Raw genomic sequence first — 23,592 nt, 5'->3', positions numbered from 1 at the left:
TATAAGTAATGAGGTTGTAACAATGATACCTGTCGTCGCGCTGGTCGGGCGCCCGAATGTGGGGAAATCCACGCTATTTAACCGCTTAACGCGCACTCGTGATGCATTGGTGGCGGATTTCCCTGGGCTGACTCGTGACCGCAAGTATGGTCGTGCAGAAGTGGAAGGGCATGAATTTATTATCGTCGATACCGGTGGTATCGATGGTACGGAAGACGGTGTGGAAACGCGCATGGCGGGTCAATCGCTGGTGGCGATTGAAGAGGCGGACATCGTGCTGTTCATGGTGGATGCTCGCGCGGGGTTGATGCCTGCGGATGAAGGCATTGCCAAGCATTTGCGTAGCCGCGAAAAGATGACGGTGCTGGTCGCTAACAAAACCGATGGCCTTGACCCAGATATGGTCACGGCAGATTTTTACTCGCTCGGTATGGGAGAAGTCTACGCGATCGCGGCATCTCATGGCCGTGGTGTGACGTCGCTGCTGGAAACCGTTCTGCTGCCGTTTGTACAAGATGAAATAGAAGAGCCGGTCGAGTTAACCGAAGAAGAAGAGAACGCGGCTTACTGGGCTGCGTTAGAAGCAGAAGAGCAGGCCAGCGAAGAAGAAGCGGAAGACGATTTCAATCCTGAAGATTTGCCGATCAAGCTGGCTATCGTAGGGCGTCCGAATGTCGGTAAATCCACGCTGACTAACCGAATTCTGGGTGAAGAGCGTGTGGTAGTGTACGACATGCCAGGCACGACGCGTGACAGTATCTATATCCCGATGGTGCGTGACGAACGTGAATATATTCTGATTGATACCGCTGGGGTGCGTAAGCGCGGCAAAGTCACGGAAACGGTAGAAAAATTCTCCGTCATCAAGACGTTGCAGGCGATTGAAGATGCCAATGTGGTACTGTTGGTTATCGATGCGCGTGAAGGCATTTCCGATCAGGATCTCTCGCTGCTGGGCTTTATCCTCAATAGTGGGCGCTCACTGGTAATTGTGATGAATAAGTGGGATGGCCTGTCGCAGGAAGTGCGCGATCAGGTGAAAGATACGCTGGATCTGCGTCTCGGCTTTATCGATTTTGCCCGCATTCACTTCATTTCTGCGCTACACGGTAGCGGTGTCGGTAACCTGTTTGAGTCGGTTACCGAAGCCTATTCTTGTGCAACGCGTCGTGTGAGTACGGCGATGTTGACTCGTATTATGCAAATGGCGTCAGACGATCACCAACCGCCGCTGGTGCGCGGTCGTCGTGTGAAGCTGAAATATGCACACGCTGGGGGTTATAACCCACCGATTGTGGTGATCCACGGTAATCAGGTGAAAGACCTGCCGGATTCCTACAAGCGCTACCTGATGAATTACTATCGCCGTTCGCTGGAAGTGATGGGCACGCCGATTCGTATTCAGTTTAAAGAAGGGGAAAACCCCTTTGCAGAGAAGCGCAACAAGCTGACGCCAACTCAGCTACGCAAGCGCAAACGGTTGATGTCGCATCTTAAAAAAAGTAAGTGATTTATTAACGGGGCGAATAGCAATATTCGCCCCGTTTTGTCAGAGACGAAACGAACTGTAGTTAACAAAACAAATAATACTCAAGGAAAGTCATGTCCTGGGAAACCTGGAGTTTTGCGTTCAACGTCACGATGCCTAATCTACTTATGCTATTAATCGGTGTGGCATTGCGTAAGCTGAATTTGTTGAACGATGCTTTTTGCGATACCGCGATGCGGTTAGTGTTCAACCTTTCTCTGCCTTGCCTGTTGTTTTTCAGTGTCGCGACCACTCATCAGGCATTCTCAGAGCAGTGGCCGCTGGTGGTGTATGGCACCGTGGGGACGTTGGCAACTTTCCTGCTATTGGAGATAGTGGCGATTCGTCTGGTCAAGGAACCCACGGAGAGGGGTATCTTCGTTCAGGGTGGTTTCCGTTCCAACACGGGCATTATGGGCATGGCGTTTGCGATGAGTGCTTATGGTGAAGAGGGCGTGGCTGTCGGATCCATGTATCTGATGGTGACGGTGATTATGTTCAATGCGCTATCCGTTATCACGTTAACGCGCAGTTTGCAGCGGCAGTCTCCCGAGCAGCGTATTCCGGTGCGTACGCTGCTGCGCGGTATTTTCACCAACCCGCTGATTATCGGTTTACTCTGTGGTGCCGCATATGCGCAGAGCCATTTACCGATACCTGCCGTGATTAAGCAAACTGGCAGCTTTATTTCCTCAATGGCGCTACCGCTGGCGTTACTCTGTGCCGGAGCGAGTCTGGAATGGCGCAGTATGTTTCGTTCGTCCAACGTCGCCATGCTCTCTTCCGTAGCTAAGCTATTGGTCGTTCCGGGACTGTTGACGTTTGGGGGATGGCTGGCTGGTTTCCGAGGCGTTGAACTGGGTATTATCTTCCTGTTTTCCTCAACGCCGACAGCATCGGGAAGCTACGTGATGACGCGTGCGATGGGGGGGAACGCTACGCTGGCGGCGAATATTATTGGGCTGACGACGGTGGGGGCGTTTTTCATGATCGCCATTGGGCTATATGTGCTGCGTTCGCTCAGTGTTATTTAGTGTCTGATAACCGTTAGTTAGCTATCGATATTCCTTACTGTTAATAGGAATACGCCACTATGGAATGGTGTATTCCTTTTTTATGGAAGCATATTCGCCAGTATTAGATTGTCTGCCCGCCTGACACTTCGATTCGCTGTGCGGTAACCCAGCGATTATCTTCGCGTAACAGACTGGCAATCATCGGGCCTATATCATCGGGAACACCGACTCGTCCGAGAGCAGTCATCGTTGCAAATTGTGCGTTAACATCAGCATTGTCCCGAACAAGCCCGCCACCGAAATCGGTTTCGATCGCACCGGGTGCAACGGTATTTACGGTGATACCACGTGGGCCCAGTTCACGGGCCATGTAGACACTGAGCATTTCAACAGCGGCCTTTGCCGCAGAATAGGCCGAAAAACCTGGATATGATACGCGGGTCAGGCCAGACGAAAAGTTGATGATACGTCCGCCATCAGCCAGCAAAGGCAGAAGTGTCTGCACGAGGAAAAACATTCCTTTAACATGAACATCAAATAGCCCGTCAAACTGCGCTTCAGTTGTGTCTGTTATCATGGAGAATTCTCCATGGCCCGCGTTATTGACCAGATGGTCGAATGTGTCACGGTCCCAGATTTCAGAAAGTAGAGGACGTAGGGATTTGGTAAATGTCGGGAAGCTAGCGCTATTACCCACGTCAAGCTGAACCGCCACAGCCTTGCGTCCCAGAGACTGGATTTCATCTACGACCTCTTTTGCCTGCTCAGTGTTTCCTCTGTAGGTAACAATGACATCACCTCCACGCTCTGCGATGGAGAGTGCGGTGTTACGACCTAGGCCCCTATTAGCCCCCGTTACGAGAGTAATTTTGCTCATGATATGTCCTTACTGTTCTGTTGGTGCATCTACAATATGACAATTCATCTGGGCTGCATTGCCTGATCTTTGTTATTTTTTGCCTAATAATATTTTTATTGAGTTGTTTGTGCTGGTTGCCAGCATAATATAAACACTTATTCTTGTCTGAAAACGTTCGATGAATGACACTCTGCTGAATCTTTGCCGCCGCTATGCCGATGCCTGTGCTGACCATAACGGCGTTACTGTCACTCCGGTTCCGGGGCTGACTATCGTACGTTCCCTTCATCCTGGAGAGTTACAGGCTGCAGTGTCAAAGCCGCTGATAGCCATGCTGTTACAGGGCCGAAAACGCGTTACAACAGGCCCTGACAGCTTTGAGTATGGTCCCGGAGAAGCGATGGTTATATCCGCCGACATCCCGACAGTCAGTCAGATAACTCAGGCCAGTAAAGGTGCCCCCTATTATTCACTTGTACTTGAGTTGGATATTGAGATCCTCCGTGAACTCCAGGTGGTTATGCCGACTAAAATAAGTAATGCTTCGGGCAATATTCATATCGAATCGATTTGTGACGACTTGGCAGACACCGCATACCGTCTGGTAAAGTTGTTCGGACAGCATGAAGCGCTCAATATCCTCGGTAAGGGACTAATACGCGAGCTACATTACTGGCTGCTCAGAAGTAAGCATGGATCAGCAATCCGGGCCCTTGGCGCTGTTGACAGTCATGCCGGACGAGTCAGCCGCGCAATAGCCATACTGCGTAAAGATTTTATGCGCTCGATTAGAATCCAAGAACTTGCCAGTGCGGCTGGTATGAGTGTGTCGGTATTTCATCAATATTTCCGGTCACTCACCACACTCACCCCCTTGCAGTTTCAGAAGCAGCTCCGTCTGATTAATGCCAGAAATCTGATGTTGACAAATGGAGTGGGTATTACTCATGCGGCTTCTGCTGTCGGCTACGCCAGTGTATCGCAGTTCACCCGTGAATATGCCCGAATGTTTAATATTCCACCAGGACGTGATATTCGTCTGATCAGATCGAGTGCCTCTCAGGAATGAAAGAGAGCATTACCCTGTAAATTATCAGTTAGAGCAATAAATTGATGGTATTAACGCGAGTTTTCGCTCCACAGAGCGTCACACTCCATATTTACCGATTAACTACACGCACACCGATTAAATTCGTCGTTACTGCTCATCCGTTGTCACTGAGGTAGGCCGTTGCGCCACAGATCAGCCAGCTCCGGTGGCGCGCTGTCTTCCGGGATCAGCAATATGATATCGGCATACTGATTCTGCTGCGGGTGGCTGTAGCTAATACTGATACGGTAATAAAATTGGTCGCCACGGCCCGGACCGTCCGGTTTGCCGGGCTCGCGAGCCTGAGGGAAGGCATTACGGATCGCACTACAAATGCGCTCCCGTTCGGATGACGGCACACTGGCGAGCGCGAAACGTCGCGTCCCCGCCAGCTTGGGAATCCAGGCGAATCCTCCTTCACGTGCCAGCTCAATAGTGGCGTCGTCGTTGAGATCCGGCAACGTTTTCATAAGAACTCCTTCCGTACCTCCACGCCCACGGTTTCCCACGATTGCTGGACGATGTCAGCAACGGTTTGGTTAAAGCGTTGGGCTGCATGTTGAATAGTATGGCGCGCGAAAATCTCGAAATCCGCATTTTGTGGTAGCGTTTTATCACACAGCGTGTCGTACCAGATTCGGCCCGCTTTTTCCCAAGAGTGGCCTCCTAGAGCGATGGCCGTCAGATAGAACGCTCGGTTGGGAATGCCCGAATTCAAATGTACGCCGCCGTTGTCTTCACGCGTGTTTACGTATTCATTCATGTGAGAGGGCTGGGGATCGATACCCAATAGCTCATCATCATACGCAGTACCCGGATGGGACATAGAACGTAGCCCCATACCATGGATGCCGTCTGCCAGAAGTTCAGCGCCGATAAACCAGTCGGCCTGCTCAGCGGTTTGCCCTAAATGATACTGTTTGACCATGGAACCAAAGACGTCGGACAGTGATTCATTGAGTGCGCCGGACTGGCGGAAATAAATCAGCCCCGCTTCATGTTCGGTGATGCCATGAGCGAGTTCATGTGCAATCACATCAAGTGCAATCGTGAAACGATTGAATATTTTGCCGTCGCCATCCCCGAATACCATCTGCTGCCCAGTCCAGAAGGCATTCTGATAATCCTGACCGTAATGCACTGTGCCAGCCAGCGTCAGCCCTTCAGCGTCCAGCGAATTACGTTGGAAAACCTTCCAGAAGAAGTCATAGGTTACGCCTAGATAGTCGTAGGCCTCATCTACGGCGACATCACCGTTGCTGGATTGGCCTTCAGCGCGTACCAACTTGCCGGGTAACTGTTGCAACTGTTCTGCATCATGGATACTGCGATTTGCCTGCCCGGCGGGCAATTTCTCATGAGGTTCTGGGCGCGGATTGTGGCTGACCATCAATGACTGAACGTGCATCAGCGTTTGTTGCGCACAGTGGCGCTGCTCGTCGGTACCGTTTGCGATAATACGATGCAAAATATAAGGGGGTATCACGCTACAAATCGGTCTGGACTTCATACCTCATCTCCTTGAAAACGTTCATCAGGGGTAACACAGACGATCAATAAAGCTCACTGTATTGTTATCCGATCCGCTTCACCGTGCAGAGGCTGGAACCTGTGCGGTGAAAACGATGAATATAATTTTAGTGAACTGGAAATGAGTATAGTTCAGATATCAGGGGCAAGAATGGGGGATCGCCGTCGTTTTAGGACAAATCCCCATCCCATGAGTTTTGTGATGATCGTGCGATTTTTATGACTGAGATGAGGATTTTCGCCGCTTTTTCACGGAACTTAGGTTTGGAGCCAGCGTTGTGACCTGACTTTCCACCCAACCGTCCTGCAAGCGGGTTTTCAGTGTTTCACCGGGGGTGATTTGCGCGACATTTTTCAGCACCTTACCGTCCGATGCCGTGGTGACATTATAGCCGCGTGCCAGCGTTGCCAGCGGGCTAACGCCTTCCAGTCGCGAACAGGCGACGCCCAACTTCTGCTTATTTTGATTTAACTGACGATCCACTGCGCTCTGCATCTGATAGCTAAGTTGCTGTAAACGCTGTTGTGCACGATGTATACGAGTCTGCGGCTGCTGTTGCATCAGGCGCTGTTGTAAGCGTTCACTTCGGCGCGAGGTCTGCCGAAGCTGCTGCTGCATGGCATCATCCAGCCGCTGGCGCAGTTTGACCAATTGAGCCTGCTGACGTGCCAGCCGCAGTTGCGGATGCTGCTGCTGTAAGCGATGGTGCAGACGAGTAAATTCTCGATTGCGCTGGGCAAGGTAGTAGTCCATCGCCATTTCCAGACGCTGGCGCTGGGACTGGATCTGGCGCAACAGCTCAAGTTGGTTACGGCTGACTAATTCGGCCGCGGCGGACGGCGTGGGCGCGCGCAGGTCACCCACGAAATCAGCGATAGTGACATCGGTTTCATGGCCGACGGCGCTGACGATAGGAATGCGGCTGGCGAAGATAGCGCGGGCTACGCGTTCATCGTTAAAACTCCAGAGATCTTCCAGCGAACCGCCACCGCGCCCGACAATTAACACATCACACTCATCTCTCTGGTTAGCCAGTTCGATGGCGCGAACAATCTGTAGCGGCGCTTCCGCCCCTTGCACCGATGTGGGATACACGATAACCGGCAGTGACGGATCGCGGCGCTGTAACACCTGCAAGATATCGTGCAGGGCAGCACCGCTGACTGACGTAATCACACCGACCTGTTTGGCGGGAGAGGGGAGCACTTGCTTAAACTGCTGGTCGAATAGCCCTTCGGCGGCGAGACGCTGCTTGAGCTGTTCAAACTGTTGCTGTAACAGGCCGTCGCCAGCGGGCTGCATGCTTTCCGCCAGCAACTGATAGTCGCCACGGGGTTCATACAGTGTGATGGTTGCGCGAATAATGATCTGCTGGCCGTTTTGCGGGCGGAACGTCACTCTGCGGTTACTGGTGCGGAACATCGCGCAGCGCACCTGCGCACGCTCGTCTTTCAGCGTGAAATACCAATGGCCGGATGAGGGCTGAGAAAGGTTGGAAATTTCGCCGGAGAGCCAAATTTGGCCCATTTCCATTTCCAACAGTTGTCTAACCGTCTGATTCAGGCGGCTAACGGTAAAAATTGCAGAGGAGGGAAATTGAGACATTGTGAGCCAGATCAAATTTTAAAACAGTCACTTAATCGATTGATACTACCTACCTGAAACAGGTAATCAAGCATTTTAGTAAAATAATGCTGGAGGCAATCGATTACGCTCTGTATAATGCCACGGCAATATTTTATCTATTCCTAACATCCACCTTGGTGAGATATTGCCCATGCTACGTATCGCTAAAGAAGCACTGACGTTTGACGACGTCCTCCTGGTTCCCGCTCATTCTACTGTTCTGCCTAATACTGCCGATCTGTCCACGCAGTTGACGAAAAACATTCGCCTGAATATTCCTATGCTGTCCGCAGCGATGGATACCGTTACCGAATCCGGCCTGGCCATTGCGCTGGCGCAGGAAGGCGGTTTGGGCTTTATCCACAAAAATATGTCGATTGAGCGTCAGGCTGAAGAAGTTAGCCGCGTGAAGAAATATGAAAGCGGCGTTGTGGTCGATCCACAGACTGTGGCGCCAGAAACGACGCTGCGTGAAATGAGAGAGCTGACCGAGCGTAACGGCTTTGCTGGTTATCCTGTTGTGGCAAAAGACAACGAATTGGTCGGTATCATCACTGGCCGTGACGTGCGCTTTGTTACCGATCTGGAAAAACCCGTCAGCGCGTTCATGACGCCGAAAGAGCGTCTGGTTACTGTCAACGAAGGCGAAGCGCGTGATGTTGTGCTGCAAAAAATGCACGAAAAACGCGTTGAAAAAGCGCTGGTTGTTGACGACAAATTCCACCTGATCGGCATGATCACGGTAAAAGATTTCCAGAAAGCAGAACGTAAACCGAACGCCTGTAAAGACGAACACGGTCGTCTGCGCGTAGGCGCGGCGGTTGGCGCTGGTGCAGGTAACGAAGAGCGTGTTGATGCGCTGGTTGCCGCAGGCGTTGACGTACTGCTGATCGACTCCTCACACGGTCATTCCGAAGGCGTATTGCAGCGTATTCGTGAAACACGCGCCAAATACCCGAACCTCGAAATCATCGGCGGCAACGTTGCGACGGGCTCTGGTGCGAAAGCGCTGGTTGAAGCCGGTGTTAGCGCAGTGAAAGTCGGTATCGGCCCTGGCTCTATCTGTACTACCCGTATTGTTACTGGCGTGGGCGTACCGCAGATTACTGCGATCTCCGATGCGGTTGAAGCGTTGGAAGGCACGGGTATTCCGGTCATCGCCGACGGCGGTATCCGCTTCTCCGGCGACATCGCTAAAGCCATCGCAGCAGGCGCAGCGTGTGTCATGGTCGGTTCTATGCTGGCGGGTACGGAAGAATCCCCGGGCGAAATCGAACTGTATCAAGGACGTTCATTTAAATCTTATCGCGGTATGGGTTCACTGGGCGCGATGTCCAAAGGCTCATCAGACCGTTACTTCCAGACCGATAACGCTGCCGACAAACTGGTGCCGGAAGGTATCGAAGGCCGCGTAGCCTATAAAGGCCGCCTGAAAGAGATCGTTCACCAGCAGATGGGCGGCTTGCGCTCCTGCATGGGTTTGACGGGTTGTGCCACCATCGACGCGCTGCGTACGCAGGCTGAGTTTGTGCGCATCAGTGGCGCCGGCATTCAGGAAAGCCATGTTCACGACGTTACCATCACTAAAGAGTCACCAAACTACCGTATGGGTTCATAAGGTAATTTGCGGGCTGATTTAACCCGATAAACCCGGTACTATTCCTATCTTTTTAGGGCTATTCGCCGGGTTTACTTATTTTTTAGCTTTTTGGAACACGCTCCTCATGACTCAAAACATTCATCAACACCGCATTCTTATTCTGGATTTCGGCTCGCAGTACACGCAGCTGGTTGCACGTCGCGTGCGTGAGCTGGGCGTTTACTGTGAACTGTGGGCATGGGATGTCACGGAAGCGCAGATTCGCGGCTTTAATCCGAACGGGATCATCCTGTCTGGTGGCCCGGAAAGCACCACCGAGTTTGGCAGCCCGCGTGCGCCAGAATACGTTTTCAACGCTGGCGTACCGGTATTAGGCGTGTGCTATGGCATGCAGACGATGGCGATGCAGCTGGGTGGCCACGTTGAAGGTTCCAACGAGCGTGAGTTTGGTTATGCGCAGGTAGAAGTTAAAACTAATAGCGCGCTGGTGCGTGATATTCAGGATGCGTTGAGCGCCACGGGCGCGCCGCTGCTGGATGTCTGGATGAGCCACGGCGACAAAGTAACGGCGATCCCAGAAGGGTTCGAGACCGTTGCCAGTACGGATACCTGTCCGTTCGCTATCATGGCTAACGAAGAGAAACGTTTTTACGGCGTGCAGTTCCACCCGGAAGTGACGCACACGCGTCAGGGCCAGCGCATGTTAGAGCGTTTTGTCCTTGATATCTGCCAGTGTGAAGCTCTGTGGACACCAGCCAAGATTATCGACGATGCGGTGAACCGTATTCGCGAGCAGGTGGGTAACGACAGCGTGATTTTGGGTCTGTCTGGCGGCGTGGATTCTTCCGTTACCGCGATGCTGCTGCACCGTGCGATTGGTGACCGCCTGACCTGCGTGTTTGTCGACAACGGCCTGCTTCGCCTGAACGAAGCCGATCAGGTTCTGGAAATGTTCGGCGATAATTTTGGTCTGAACATTGTTCATGTGGCGGCAGAAGATCGCTTCCTGAACGAGCTGGCGGGTGAAGATGAGCCAGAAGCCAAGCGTAAAATCATTGGCCGCGTGTTTGTTGAAGTGTTCGATGAAGAAGCCAACAAGCAAGCCGAAGTGAAATGGCTGGCTCAAGGCACCATCTACCCGGACGTGATCGAATCTGCGGCGTCTGCGACGGGCAAAGCGCACGTGATCAAGTCACACCACAACGTGGGTGGCCTGCCGAAAGAGATGAAGCTGGGTCTGGTCGAGCCGTTGAAAGAGCTGTTCAAAGATGAAGTGCGCAAGATTGGTCTGGAACTGGGTCTGCCGTACAACATGCTGTACCGCCATCCGTTCCCTGGCCCAGGCCTGGGCGTGCGTGTACTGGGTGAAGTGAAGAAAGAATACTGTGACCTGCTGCGTCGTGCGGATGCGATCTTCATCGAAGAACTGCACAAAGCTGACCTGTATAACAAGGTTAGCCAAGCATTCACCGTCTTCCTGCCGGTCCGGTCCGTAGGCGTAATGGGTGATGGCCGTAAATACGATTGGGTTGTCGCGCTGCGCGCAGTAGAAACCATCGACTTTATGACTGCGCACTGGGCACACTTGCCATACGATTTCCTCGGCCGTGTATCCAACCGCATCATCAACGAAGTCGACGGCATCTCCCGCGTCGTTTACGACGTATCGGGCAAGCCGCCGGCAACGATTGAGTGGGAATGATTTCGCGTCTGGCAACCGCCTGCACGTAAAAGCAGTAAAGTACCTCTAAGCCCGCGTAACTGCGGGCTTTTTTGTTTTTGTGTCTGGCATTTTCTGGCAGCTGTTAGCAACGGGAAGCACGGTTTTTTCAATGGAATTTTTGATGGTACTCTCTGGTTTTGAATTCAGGTTTGAAAAAGTACCATGTGATAGATTTAGGTTTAGTTATGGTATTTGTTTTTTATAAATCAATTAAAAACAGATAGTTAAATAACTTTTCTGAATTTTTTACAACATGGTATTTTTTGATAAAGGAAAACAATAAACCATGTTGACTGACACCAGGCTGCGTCACCTTAAGCCGAAGGAAAAACTCTATAAAGTTAATGACCGTGATGGGCTGTATGTTGCGGTCACTCCTGCGGGAACGATCTCATTTCGTTATAACTATTCAATAAACGGAAGACAGGAGACCGTTACTTTTGGCCGCTATGGTGTTGGAGGGATCACGCTTGCAGAAGCGCGTGAACGGCTCAATGAAGCCAAAAAAATGGTTACCAGTGGAAGATCGCCTGCGAGGGAAAAAGCCAGAGATAAAGCGCGTATCAAAGATGCGGAGACTTTTGGTGCGTGGGCCGAGAAATGGTTACGCGGTTATCAAATGGCTGAATCGACGCGTGATATGCGGCGTTCGGTATATCAAAGGGAGTTGAAGTCAAAATTTGCCCAGCAGAAACTGAGTGAGATTACACATGAAGACTTACGCGCATTAACCGATAGCATTGTCGAGAGAGGGGCACCGGCGACAGCTGTTCACGCCAGAGAGATTGTATTGCAAGTCTATCGCTGGGCTATTGAGCGGGGTCAGAAGGTGGAGAATCCAGCTGATCTGGTACGGCCTGCAAGCATAGCGAAATTTGAGCCTCGTGATAGGGCATTGACGCCAGTTGAAATTGGTCTGATGTATCGGTATATGGAACGGGTAGGAACGACGCCATCAATCAGAGCAGCTGTTAAACTTTTGCTGTTAACGATGGTACGTAAAAGTGAGCTTACTAACGCGACCTGGAACGAGATCAATTTTAGTGAAGCTGTATGGACGATACCAAAGGAGAGGATGAAACGACGTAATCCACATTTGGTTTTTCTTCCCCGACAGGCAATGGATATTTTGATTGCTCTCAAAACCTTTGCCGGTAGCTCTGATTTTATCCTTCCTTCGCGGTACGATTCCGATGCGCCAATGAGTAGCGCTACTTTAAACCGGGTTTTGACACTGACGTATCGCCTGGCACAGAAAGAAGGGCAGTCATTACCCAAGTTTGGTCCCCATGACTTACGGCGTACAGCCAGCACCTTGTTACATGAGGCCGGGTACAATACTGACTGGATTGAGAAGTGCCTTGCGCATGAACAGAAAGGGGTACGGGCTGTTTATAATAAAGCCGAGTACCGCGAGCAGAGATCAGAGATGCTGCAAGATTGGGCGAATATGATTAATGAATGGGTAAGTAATTGATAATAAATTATAATCAATCTTTTTCTAGCAACAGAAGGAAGGTTTTAGCCGCTAAATATGTGGTCATCTATGTCTCTAAATGCCACCGCTATGATTCAGCAAGTAAGTTAGTACCTATTGAGCAGAGGGCCGGGCAACTGTAAACGACACTTTGGCTTAGACTTACTCGCAGGAAAACTAACGCCTTAAATGACCAGAGGCAAGTAAGGTGATTAGCCATTGCATAACCATAGAATTGATCAGCCCTATGCCATTACAGACCGGCTTCTGTGGTTTACTGGTGAGGTAATATCAAAGAGATCCATTTTGTATAATCGCTTACAGCTGCGCTGCAAATGATAAATCACAACACCATGAGCCATCATCTTAATACCGTTTAATCGTGGAAGATTTTAGCCGCTAAAATTTTCCAGAAATGGAATTTTATAAGATGAACTCATCACGAATCGTTCCCAAGGCTTTAGAAATAGCTTGATTTGTTAGTGCGCTACCTATTAATTCCCCTAGTTTTATACCAATTTCGCGATTGGAAAGCCCTTGCTTATGAAGAACCAGTATTCGCTTTTTGTTGTCAGTCAGTCGCGAATCTACCATTCTGCGTGCTAAGTTGCGCAGTTCAGGCACATTAGTTGGATCTAGTGAAGAATCACAGAGGTAATGATAAAAGTACTCATCAACTAAATTATCTCCAGATTTTGCATTGTAGCGATCTGGATGGGAAATTTGTCTCCGTAGCCTCAAGACTTCTTGCTCAAATTGCTTTGTTGAACGTTTGGCCCGTTTATAGGTTGCGCTCCAAGAACCATCGTGCAGTTTCGATCGGTGATTTTGACAGTACGTTTGACTGAAGTCTGGTCTCTTTTTTTTTCCAAATTTCTCATTATCTTCGCTTTCTTCACCTTCAATAATTCCACTCTCTTTCCATGAGTTAATAAATAATGAAAATTCAGTCTGGTTTCCACATAAGGCACAGGTTCGCGTTTTTCTTTCCGTATTTACATATAGATCGGGAGCTAGCTTTGAATTTTTTGGGCTGTTTCCTTCACAATACATAAAAAATGATTTTAGCATGTCCTGAGTGGATATAAAAAATATATCTTGCTCTGTGTGGGAGCTATGGTTAACAAAATTTCGCAGATGAAAATGAATTTGATTGGCCGTATAAGAAAATCCTCTGAGTTTAACAAGTTCACTATAGTTACAATTTTTTATTGAGGCAGGGCAAAAAGATAAGTAATGATTTGGAAGTTTGCTTAAATATTCTGCTACAGATGGATCAATCAACTCTTTGATCAATTTTATGATGTTATACCGTTTAGATTTATCAGAGTATGAATGCCATTTCCCCCTAAAAATGCGGATGGCATGTGCTACCGTTTCATCAGTATGTTCCCAAACAGGTATGTAATAAAGCCCTAGTCGTTTTTGCGCATTTTCTTCCGTTTCAAATATTGTCATGTCCAACCTATTTGTCCAATTGATACCGCTAAGATACAAGAAGCTTCAGGCAATATCTACTAAACAGTGTTGATAAGGAGATATGGTATGAATTCATCAATGAATAATAAAATGCTGATTAATCGCAGGACATTACTCAAGATGATTCCTTTGTCTGATCGAACAATCTATAACTTGGAGCAGCGTGGTGAGTTTCCTAAACGTATTGTCTTGACTAGTCGAAGTGTTGCTTGGGATTTAGCTGAGGTTGAAAACTGGATTGAAGAAAAGCGCAGGTCTGCTTTAAAGGCAGCAAGACCCGGTTTTTTTTGGTAAGTGCGAGTCATCATGACGATTAAATATATAATGGATGCTCCCTCTAGGGAACCGACTCAAAATAAAAAAGAGTCAGTGAAAGTTAAGAGAATTACGAGATATATAGATAAACTTTTGGCAATCCAGGAGTGTAGTGCTCTGGAGGCTAATGAAATAGGTTTTATTGCTCGGTTCTTAATTCAAGCAACCCTACCACACAGCAAACCAAGGTTAAATGAGTGGTGCCGTAAAAATGGTAATTTAACCATGCATATGATGGCACCATCAGCAGTAGGTTTGCCTTTCGGTTGCTATGCTCGATTACTATTGGTTTGGGTTAGTTCTCAAGCAGTTAGAAATAAGTCAAAACTGGATAAAGGCTTTATTACTGAACAGGAAGCGCGAAAGCTTGAATTGGGTCGCTCCCAACGGCGTTTCATGGAAGACTTAGGTCTTCGCTCAACCGGTGGGAAAAATGGTTCTATAAACCCATTTCGAGAACAGATGCGGCGATTATTTAAAACTACGATCAGTGTTACGTTTTCAGAGTTAAATGAGGAAAGTAGATATATTTGTGAGGATGAAGTGGGAGCCAGAGTAGCTGATGTTTCCCATATTTTGTGGAGTGCAAAACAACCAGAACAAGATTTTTTATGGGAGTCTTGGGTTGAGTTGTCACCTAAATTTTTTCAACTGATAACAGATAAACCTGTTCCATTGGATATGAGAGTATTGCGTTTGATAAAGCGCTCTCCGATGGCCTTAGATATATATTGCTGGGCGACGTATCGTGTGAGTTATTTAAAGCGAGTCACAATTATCCCTTGGCTAGGTTTGATGGAGCAAATGGGATCAAATTATGCCGATGTCAAAGACTTTAGACGACGGTTTAACGATGGTCTTGAAAAGGTACAGCGGGCATGGCCAGGGCTAGACGCTACATCAACCGACAAAGGACTTCTTATAAAACCAAGTGCTCCTCAAGTACCTCGAAGGAAAAAATACAGAAACGAGGGATATTAAAGCGTGATGAACCTCTATCAACTGACCCTTTACCAGGGGGTGTAAGCTTGGGGATGAAGAAAGTTATCCACGCATATTCTGTCACGCTTTAAGGAAAGTATTCTGCGCATGTTCTGTCTCAGTTTACGCATGTTTTGTCTCGGTATGCGCATGTTCTGTCTCTTGGATGGCTGTAAAAGCAATTTATAACAGAGGGTTATAGATCACCCTGTAGTGTTTTCCTGTAGGTTTAACCTATATAAAAATTAACCTATAGTTAAATGATAGATATTGTGGATAAGCTCGATGGGGAAAAATTACATTCCTGATTATCACTATCGGGTTTTTTAATGTTAATTTTTATTTAGATTTGTTTAGCTAAAAAATACATTTTTCTAAATGTTATCTGTTTCTTTTGAAAACGATTTGTTCTGTAAGCATTCATAGCTTGTATTTTTATTGTTGACACATGAGGTAGGTTGTTTTTTTTAGTATATAAAATAATTGTTTAGCCGTTGTTGGGGGGTAAAAATTTTAGCCGCTAAAATCCGATAAATTTCCCTGGGATTTAGGTGCGATGAAATCAGTTATGGCTGAGTTTATAACCAGTGAGACTGGGCTGAGACTCACTATATATCGAAGAGTTTTACCCGAGTAATCCTGCATTAATACGCTAAGAAAACACATCCTGTACACTGAAATACACATTGATGTGCACAGATATGCTACGGCAACTGGAGGGCAGGACATGTAAAGTTAGCTAACCAGCAAGCTGGTTATCGAACTTTACTTTTCCCCACTCGCATCTTCGACGCTCAAAGGGAATCCTGCTCTGCGAGGCTGATCGGCTACCGCCGATACGGAGAGTCACATGACTGTTGCTCAGACGCAGTTTTCCATACGTCAGTGACTGTTAATAGTGAGAGTGGTCAATATAAATAACCAGTTAATATTGAGGTGGAATATGAAGTTATTGGTACAGATGTTTACATCATTGAGAGGGATTTTAGCCGCTAAAAAAACGGTGCCCATTTTCCTTTCAGTATCGTTGATAGCTCTGGCGGCTAAAGCCGGGATTCCGGTTATTGATGGTACTAACATGGTTCAAACGACAATCAGCGCAGTCAATAACGTTCAGGCCGTAGCAAAACAAATTCAGCAGTATCAGACGCAGCTTCAGCAGTATGAAAATATGCTGCGAAATACTGCTGCGCCTGCAGCATATATCTGGGATCAGGCCAATTCTACGATCAATAAATTACTACAGGCGCAGGATACACTGAACTATTACAAGAACCAGACAGGTAGTCTTGATTCGTACCTCAAGCGCTATCAGGATATTAATTACTATCGTTCATCAGCTTGCTTCAACAGCAATATTTCATGTACTGCCGATGATATAAAAGCGCTGCAGAATGCTGATAAGGACAGTTCGGAGGCACGTAAAAAGGCTAATGATGCGGTCTTTAAAGCTCTCGACCAGCAACAAGAATCATTGCAATCTGACGCTGACAACCTTGTAGACCTGCAAAGCCAGGCGAGCGGGGCAACAGGTCAGATGAAGGCAATTCAGGCCGGAAACCAACTTGCCAGTGCTCAGGCCAACCAACTGCTGCAGATACGCTCACTCCTGGTAGCCCAACAGAATGCCGCAATGACATTGGCTCAAGTACAGGCAGATAAAGAAGCTCAACAGACAGTAGCTGATGAGAAAGTATTAGCTGGGGGTAATAAACCAAGCCCTAAGCGAGTTTGGTGAGGAGGCAGAATGAATAAATTCTTGATGTCATTTGTTGTAATCATCTCGTTGATTCTATGTTCTTGTGAAAGAAAAGATAAGGAGTGTTTATTTCCGCCAGGAAATACTACTGATGGACATAAATACGATAACTGTGCGCTTCGTAGCAATAATACCCCAAGTCCTAAGAGAGATTGGTAATTATGAAAATTGCAAGCAAACTTACATTTTTAGGTGTGGTTTTTTTCTTTTCTATGAATGCCTACGCAGGACAACTGGATAGCAGTGGCTTACTTGATACTTTATTAGATAAGTATCAGCAAGTTGCCAGTACATGGACGACAGTAATTGGTAATTATGCAAATTGGCTATTTTGGGGGCTGGTATTAATAAGTATGGTATGGACGTTTGGTATAATCGCTATGAAAGGGGGCGGCTTACAAGATTTACTTGCTGAAATAGTAAGGTTTTTCACCGTGAATGGTTTTTTCTATTATCTTTTAAGCAATGGTCCCGCGATATCTAAATCTATAATTGATTCTATGAGAGAGCTTGCCGCAAATGCTTTAGGAACCAGTGCTGGCATTTCACCTTCAAGTATAGTTGATATGGCCTTTGTGATATTAACGAAAATAAGTTCTGCCGCATCGATCTGGTCACCAATGATCTCCACTATTATGATCACTGTCGCGATAATCGTTTTGGTTGTAATGTCCCTTATCGCGATAAATATGCTAATAATGTTGGTTTCTGCGTGGGTGCTATGTTACGCCGGAGTTATATTGCTTGGTTTTGGTGGATCGAAATGGACTTCTGATATAACAATTAATTATTTGCGCACTGTTTTATCAATTGGTATTCAGCTGTTCACAATGACATTAATTATTGGCATTGGACAGTCATTTATAGATCAATATTTTTCTATTATTAAAGATGATGTTCCTGATCTTAATAGCCTTATTGTTTTGCTTCTGGCGTCAATTATCCTGTTAGTATTAACGAATAAGCTGCCACTGTTGTTATCAGGTGTTGTAGGAGGGGCGTCTTTACAAGGGATTGGTGGGTTTGGGGCGGGTATGATTACCGGCGCTGCCGCCACTGCCATCAGCGGTGCTGGAGCAATGGCAATGGGGGCATCAGCTCAAGTCAGCGGCGGAGCCTCTGCATTAAAGGCAGCGTTCGAATCTGCACAAGCTGCAATGGCCGAAGAGTCGGGCTCCGGTGGCGTAATTGGTGGTGGTGAAGATACAGGTTCTGTAGACACGTCGGGAGAGCAACCATCCGGTAAAGGTAGCTCCAGTGGGGGAAGCGAAGGTTTTGCTGCTTCCTTCTCGCGTGCTGGCCGCATGGCAAGCCATATGGGAAGCAGTATGGCTAATGGAGCTGCTGAGTACCAGGCAATGAAGCGAAGTAGCAATTCTTCTCGTGTCCAACAGACTATTGGAGGGGAGGTGGCGACTCAGATACGTAAACAAACAGCTACTCGTCGGGATAAACGCGAACATGATGATTTTGCCGGAGATAGCTTATCCGGCAATAATGAATCTTGAATCACGCGCGTCAGTTAACGAGGTAGCGTGAACTGACGCTTTCACTGAGCGAACTTTACTCCTGCAACCCAAAGGAAAAACCATGTCCAGGACTACCTATTCACGGTTACGCATCGAGGGCTTCCGCAAAGCAGAGGATTCCCTGAGACTTGAAGGAATGGACCCCAGTGGTACGCCGCTCTATGAGTCCATTAAGGCATGTATTATTTCAGGTGAGCTGACGTATGAGCAGGGACGTTCAGAGATTCTTGCATACTACACAAAAGCAGATACTTCTGGGCCTGCGGCAGTGGGGGAAATGCTGGTAGAGGAATTTCTAAAGCCGCTGAGCATGTCCCATGATGAACTGGCGGAATCTATGGGTATTTGCAAGCAGGATATTGAAGATATTATTTGCGGCCGGCGCCGTCTTATGACTGATGAGGGGCGCATTCTTGCAGGAATGTTTGGTACAGATGAGGACTTCTGGATCAACCTTCAGGCGTTGCAAGACCGAAAGGAACAACGAAGTAAGTAATTAATCTGTGTCCACCTCGTATTACATCGTGCTAGCAGCTCCTCAAGGGGCATGAAAGTTAGGATAATTGTTCAAAGTCATTTCCCGGAGCAAAATTCTCAATAAAGGCTGGAAAAAATGCAAAGTATGTCCGCAAAATCAACGAAGCGAGTACGCAAACGCTTAGAAACGCAGTAGGATCATTCTGCCACACTGGCAGCTAGCTAACGGTGAAAGGAGTTCATGTGAGCCAAGAAGATGATGAGAAGTACCCAGCCAGCGCAGTATCCTCGTGGAGCGGCTTCGTTTATCAAGGGAAAATTGCACTATATCACTCCCTCAAGATGATTCACGATGGCGACTTAGACTTCGAGCTTCAGCTAGACAGTAGTGATGACTTCGCTATTTATAAAAATGGAAAACTACAAACCGCCCATCAAGTCAAAGCTAAGATAAGTAAATATCGAAGTGGTTACGCCACGGCGCTGGAACAATCTTCTTTAATCGAATACGACAAAATCAAGGGGACAACGCGTTACTTCCATGTATCCGTCCGGCTAAACAATACAGATGATCACAGAGGCATTAGCGGAGAAACAGTAAAATTCTATCGCTACGGAGACAACTTTCATTGCGGCTTGGGTGAAATTGAAGGACTAACTAAAGAACTCATAAAAAAAATATGTGATAAACAGTCCATCACCGTCAGTGATAACCTTATAAATTTCAACTACTGCTTACTGTCAGAAAAAATCAGCACCACGGCAATAAATAACCATAAATTAAATCAAGTTGACGGAATCTCAGAAGACAAAGCCGCATACGAAGGACGTATTAAGGCCAGAAATATTTTAGAAGACCTGCTGACCGAAAACCCCTATCAGAATAGAGACTACTATGCAGTTGAATTAAAGGCCAGGCTCCAAACGCATCTAGAAGAAAGACTGGATCAGGTGCTTCCAACAATGAGTGACGCAACATATGAGAGAGCTAGGCGTCTGTGTGAGCACATTCGCGAAACCCATATCAACGAATTGAAAACCCTATGCCAGATGATGAAGCCTTCCGAGCGATTTCAAGACGTTCAGACTAGCGATATCAGGCGATACACCAAGCTCATCCAAGCTATTTCGGTGGAACCCATATTCAACCATCTCCCGCACTACCTCGACAGCCAAAATCGGTTCTACGTGCCTACTGCTCTTGATGTGGATGAAAGTGAAGAGTGTGAGTCTGATATGATCCGTGAAATGAAAAACAACGGGGATCTGCTGAGGCTACTTTTTGAGTACAACCATCTAATCGCCAGCAAAGCAGAAACCTCATTCACCATTAATACAAAATTCACAAACTCGGATGACCTCGACAACAAGCAGACCACTGAAAAGCTTGAAAGCAACATCACCAAGTCACTATGCATTAGCGTGATAACAAAAGACGACGCGGAGGAACTACTGAATGATAAAGCAACTCATTAATGAAGCACTTGTTGCCCATGGCTTTGTTAGTAAACGCGACTTGGACAACACAAACTTTTATATTCGCGAGTCTGGATCTGCTATCAGGTTCGTAGTCCTACACAATCTTGACGACTTCCCTGACCCGGCCGAATTGAATAATAGAATCAATTATCTTGCTCCTGAGGAATTTCTCAGAAACCCAAGTTTTAAGAAAAACTGCGACTTGATTTGTATTCATCGCCTTGACGTTCTGGCCAAATTCAAGGATCACGAAGAAGAAATTTTCGCAATTGAGGAAGACCCGCACTTTTATAAAAAATATGTCCTCTATTACAGTATTGCTGAAGAAAGCGCGCTCACTAATTTCACCTACGACAAACTGGTATCTGTGATTGCTGATAAAAAGGAATTTCTTAAATACAAAGAAAACCCTCTTGTCGCTACACAATACAGCTTCGCGGCGAAGACCTTTATCAAGCTTCCATTCTTAGAGTTACCTAGCCATCAAGAAAATCTTGTGTCCTTGAGGTTACAGGCAGCAGAGGCCGTTGCAGAAGCCGGCCTGAATAATACGTATTTGACTATCCAGAACGTCACAGCCAAAAACGCCGACGAAATTATCAAGGAAATGATTAACAATGAACTGGAAAATATCCAAGATTGAAGTCTCAAGCTTCAAAGCATTCAAGCATATCAACTTGGATCTTGGCGAATCGTCTTTGCTAACACTGGACGGCCCTAACGGTTATGGCAAAACAAGCATCTTCGACGCAATCGAACTACTGCTTACCGGCCAGATAAGCCGAATACAAAATCTATTCAATACATTATTAACTAGGAACAAGAGAGACTACGCGGACAATCTTTTCTGGAACAATCGCTCCGGCGAATACGACCTCTGCATTAAGATTGAATTTTCTAATGATGGTCGAAAACTTATTTTAGCCAGACATTGCCAAGCTGCGATATTCAAAAAACCAGTAAACAATCGTGCAGACAAATACGAAAACTTCAAGCTTTACGAGCTGCCAAAATTCGAATCATCTGACTTCTCTAAGATCAATCTGCGCGACAACAACTTCCTTGGCGAAATTTTCGGAAAAAATTTCAGGGAAAACTTTTCCTTCCTTAACTATCTGGAGCAAGGGCAAAACCGTCTGTTACACACTCGGGTAGACGAACGTAAGGAGAAACTAGGAAACCTATTTAACATCAGCGATATCGAAGCCGAGATCGAAAGCTGCAACACTATATACAGTAAACTCACAAGGTATATCAACAATCCCGAACGCACGGCAAAGGCTGTATCACTTAAAGAAGAGATAGCCACCCTAAGGGACACATTGCAGGCAGAGACTGGGATCACTGAATACAAAAATCTCTCGACGACTGATATCCAACCCGGATGGGACAAGGAGATACTGTTCTCAACGTATTCAGCAGTAGACCATGCTTCCTACCAGGAATCCGTTCGCAAGATTATTGCCCTTCTGCCACTCAAAGCCACGATAAAAACTAGGGTTCACAATGAGAGAATTGATGCCGACATTGATCGTAACGAGGAATCTCTGAGAATTTTGGCGCAGTTTGGTAAAGACCTAGGCAAGCTTGATGGGCTTGAAGCTATCAAGAAGGGGATTGATGAATTAGAGCGTTCAGCAAGCATCATCAAACGCGGTGCCACTGTGATTAAGCTCGAAGAAACACGCTCATTACCTCACTGGGCGGATGGGCGTCTTGAGTGGTTTGAGTCACAAATTAAATCCCGAAACAGCCTACAAGAAAAAAGCAGCGCCAACGCGAACGTCGTAGCTGAATTGGAACGCCTAAAAAGACAGCTACTTGAGGAACATAATAAGTCTTATCCCGACGAACAGTTGTGCCCTCTCTGTGGCACCGACTGGGAAGATCACAAATCAATGGTGAATGCCATTGAAGCAAGAACTAAGCAGATCTCTGAAACGCTAGGTCAGGACGGTAAGGACTTAGTTAAAATCATCGCAGCTATGGACGCTGAGTTGAAACTCATCGACACCTATATACAAGACAGGCTCAAACTTCTCACACCTACATTTGAGCTAAATCTTCATGCAGCGCTGACCAAAATTATGCTTCGGCTACCTGCAATAACCCAGCTACTGGAGAAGCTGCAAAGCGAAAAAATTCAATTTACTGACTCATTTACGGAAATTGATGACGTAGTAGATGAGCGACTTGAAAAGCTCAAGGAAATTCTAAGAAATAAAAAACAGGTTGAAGCTGATGCCTTAGCGCTGCCGGAAGACTGGCGAGAAATCACTAACAGCGCCTTCAAAGACCTACAGGACTTCTACATAGTCACTGCTGAAGACCTGAAGGACAAAGAGCAGTACATATCGATTAAAGCTAACGAAGCTCAAAACTCCAGGCTCCAAACCTGTATGAGCGATCTTAAGCTTATCGAAAATGAAACCCTGGCAGCCCAAAAAGCACAAGGTAAAATCGAAAAGCTCCGCAGCACATTGAAGAAAACAGAGCAGAGTTATACCGACCAGACAATTTCGGCTATTGAATTCATATTCCACATCTACAGTGGCCGGCTGATTCAAAACTACCAGCGTGGCTTGGGCCTGTTTATCGAGAGCCGCGAAGGTACCCAGTTGAGGTTCCTGACTGCCGAGAAGTCTGAGCACGACGCAGTCATGTCCATGAGTTCTGGTCAGGTGTCGGCCCTCAGTCTTGCCTTTTTCCTCTCGCTCAACAAGGTCTATGCTCGGGTGCCTCTCATTTTAATTGATGATCCGTCGCAATCCCTGGATGAAGTAAACGTTGCTTCCTTGACCGATCTACTCCGTTGCGAACTCAAACATTGCCAGTTGATTGTCTCCTCCCACGAGGACGATATCTCGGCCTATATGCGCTACCGATTCGACAGAGCAGGTTTGACAACAAGTTCGCTCAACATGCAGCTCTTGGCGAAAGAAGCCTCGTAAAAGCCGCATGTAGATTACAGTAAAATCACATTGAAGAAGGACGTATAACGTTGCTTGCTGGGTGGGTTTTTGATATTTGCATAGTGCTTGAGCCTTTGTTACTAAGCATATTAGGACTGGGCTGATAGAGTGAAATCATCGATATGAGGGTGTCATGTGACGCCGAACTAGT

The 23,592-nt window shown here is 47.2% G+C and carries 18 protein-coding genes and 1 pseudogene; 14 read left to right on the top strand and 5 right to left on the bottom strand.

Features of this window, described 5'->3' with window-relative positions:
* The first annotated feature begins 22 nt into the window (after positions 1-22).
* Positions 23-1,510, top strand: a complete 1,488-nt coding sequence (der, locus tag DCX48_07055) for a ribosome biogenesis GTPase Der (protein ID QXE14293.1) — start codon at positions 23-25, stop codon at positions 1,508-1,510.
* 92 nt (positions 1,511-1,602) lie between these two features.
* The gene (locus DCX48_07050) at positions 1,603-2,562 is read left to right on the top strand and encodes an AEC family transporter (GenBank protein ID QXE14292.1); all 960 of its coding nucleotides are present in this window, start codon (positions 1,603-1,605) and stop codon (positions 2,560-2,562) included.
* Between the two features lie 103 nt (positions 2,563-2,665).
* Here DCX48_07050 and DCX48_07045 read toward each other — a convergent pair whose 3' ends face one another.
* Entirely contained in the window at positions 2,666-3,421 is a 756-nt protein-coding gene (locus DCX48_07045; GenBank protein ID QXE14291.1) for an SDR family oxidoreductase, read from the bottom strand.
* A gap of 160 nt (positions 3,422-3,581) precedes the next feature.
* Between DCX48_07045 and DCX48_07040 the strand changes: the two genes are divergently transcribed.
* Positions 3,582-4,472 carry an AraC family transcriptional regulator gene (locus DCX48_07040; protein QXE14290.1) on the top strand — a complete coding sequence of 297 codons (891 nt, stop codon included), beginning with the start codon at positions 3,582-3,584 and terminating at the stop codon, positions 4,470-4,472.
* Positions 4,473-4,618: 146 nt separating this feature from the next.
* Here DCX48_07040 and DCX48_07035 read toward each other — a convergent pair whose 3' ends face one another.
* From DCX48_07035 to xseA, 3 genes are all read right to left on the bottom strand, one after another.
* Positions 4,619-4,963 (bottom strand): hypothetical protein, encoded by a 345-nt coding sequence (locus DCX48_07035; protein ID QXE14289.1) that lies wholly within the window; start codon positions 4,961-4,963, stop codon positions 4,619-4,621.
* A complete protein-coding gene (locus DCX48_07030) occupies positions 4,960-6,003 on the bottom strand; it encodes a peptidase M4 family protein (GenBank protein ID QXE14288.1) in 1,044 nt (347 codons plus the stop codon). Before DCX48_07030 ends, DCX48_07035 begins: the two co-directional genes overlap by 4 nt.
* 237 nt (positions 6,004-6,240) lie before the next feature.
* Positions 6,241-7,629: an exodeoxyribonuclease VII large subunit gene (gene xseA, locus DCX48_07025; GenBank protein QXE14287.1), complete on the bottom strand. Its 1,389-nt coding sequence runs from the start codon at positions 7,627-7,629 to the stop codon at positions 6,241-6,243.
* A gap of 86 nt (positions 7,630-7,715) precedes the next feature.
* On the opposite strand from xseA, the pseudogene guaB reads away from it, so the two are divergent.
* From guaB to DCX48_07010, 3 genes and pseudogenes are all read left to right on the top strand, one after another.
* Positions 7,716-9,268: pseudogene (gene guaB / locus DCX48_07020) on the top strand (IMP dehydrogenase).
* Positions 9,269-9,374: 106 nt separating this feature from the next.
* Positions 9,375-10,952: a glutamine-hydrolyzing GMP synthase gene (gene guaA, locus DCX48_07015; protein ID QXE14286.1), complete on the top strand. Its 1,578-nt coding sequence runs from the start codon at positions 9,375-9,377 to the stop codon at positions 10,950-10,952.
* Positions 10,953-11,259: 307 nt separating this feature from the next.
* Positions 11,260-12,450 (top strand): site-specific integrase, encoded by a 1,191-nt coding sequence (locus tag DCX48_07010; protein ID QXE14285.1) that lies wholly within the window; start codon positions 11,260-11,262, stop codon positions 12,448-12,450.
* Positions 12,451-12,873: 423 nt separating this feature from the next.
* Here the strand turns inward: DCX48_07010 and DCX48_07005 are convergent, their stop codons facing one another.
* Positions 12,874-13,908 carry a transcriptional regulator gene (locus DCX48_07005; protein ID QXE14284.1) on the bottom strand — a complete coding sequence of 345 codons (1,035 nt, stop codon included), beginning with the start codon at positions 13,906-13,908 and terminating at the stop codon, positions 12,874-12,876.
* A gap of 87 nt (positions 13,909-13,995) precedes the next feature.
* Here DCX48_07005 and DCX48_07000 point away from each other — a divergent pair, with 87 nt between their 5' ends.
* From DCX48_07000 to DCX48_06965, 8 genes are all read left to right on the top strand, one after another.
* Positions 13,996-14,223: an AlpA family phage regulatory protein gene (locus tag DCX48_07000; GenBank protein ID QXE14283.1), complete on the top strand. Its 228-nt coding sequence runs from the start codon at positions 13,996-13,998 to the stop codon at positions 14,221-14,223.
* Positions 14,224-14,235: 12 nt separating this feature from the next.
* The gene (locus DCX48_06995) at positions 14,236-15,225 is read left to right on the top strand and encodes a pirin (protein QXE14282.1); all 990 of its coding nucleotides are present in this window, start codon (positions 14,236-14,238) and stop codon (positions 15,223-15,225) included.
* Between the two features lie 943 nt (positions 15,226-16,168).
* The gene (trbJ, locus tag DCX48_06990; GenBank protein QXE14281.1) at positions 16,169-16,963 is read left to right on the top strand and encodes a P-type conjugative transfer protein TrbJ; all 795 of its coding nucleotides are present in this window, start codon (positions 16,169-16,171) and stop codon (positions 16,961-16,963) included.
* A gap of 182 nt (positions 16,964-17,145) precedes the next feature.
* A complete protein-coding gene (trbL, locus tag DCX48_06985) occupies positions 17,146-18,492 on the top strand; it encodes a P-type conjugative transfer protein TrbL (GenBank protein QXE14280.1) in 1,347 nt (448 codons plus the stop codon).
* An 82-nt stretch (positions 18,493-18,574) separates the two neighbouring features.
* Positions 18,575-19,009, top strand: a complete 435-nt coding sequence (higA, locus tag DCX48_06980; GenBank protein ID QXE14279.1) for an addiction module antidote protein, HigA family — start codon at positions 18,575-18,577, stop codon at positions 19,007-19,009.
* 224 nt (positions 19,010-19,233) lie between these two features.
* Positions 19,234-20,466 carry a hypothetical protein gene (locus tag DCX48_06975; protein ID QXE14278.1) on the top strand — a complete coding sequence of 411 codons (1,233 nt, stop codon included), beginning with the start codon at positions 19,234-19,236 and terminating at the stop codon, positions 20,464-20,466.
* Positions 20,447-21,112 carry a hypothetical protein gene (locus tag DCX48_06970; protein ID QXE14277.1) on the top strand — a complete coding sequence of 222 codons (666 nt, stop codon included), beginning with the start codon at positions 20,447-20,449 and terminating at the stop codon, positions 21,110-21,112. Before DCX48_06975 ends, DCX48_06970 begins: the two co-directional genes overlap by 20 nt.
* Positions 21,087-23,420 carry a recombinase RecF gene (locus DCX48_06965; GenBank protein QXE14276.1) on the top strand — a complete coding sequence of 778 codons (2,334 nt, stop codon included), beginning with the start codon at positions 21,087-21,089 and terminating at the stop codon, positions 23,418-23,420. Before DCX48_06970 ends, DCX48_06965 begins: the two co-directional genes overlap by 26 nt.
* Positions 23,421-23,592 lie beyond the last annotated feature (172 nt).

The organism is Pectobacterium atrosepticum (genome assembly GCA_019056595.1).
Classification (GTDB): domain Bacteria; phylum Pseudomonadota; class Gammaproteobacteria; order Enterobacterales; family Enterobacteriaceae; genus Pectobacterium; species Pectobacterium atrosepticum.
This window is presented reverse-complemented; position numbering and strand designations above follow the sequence as displayed.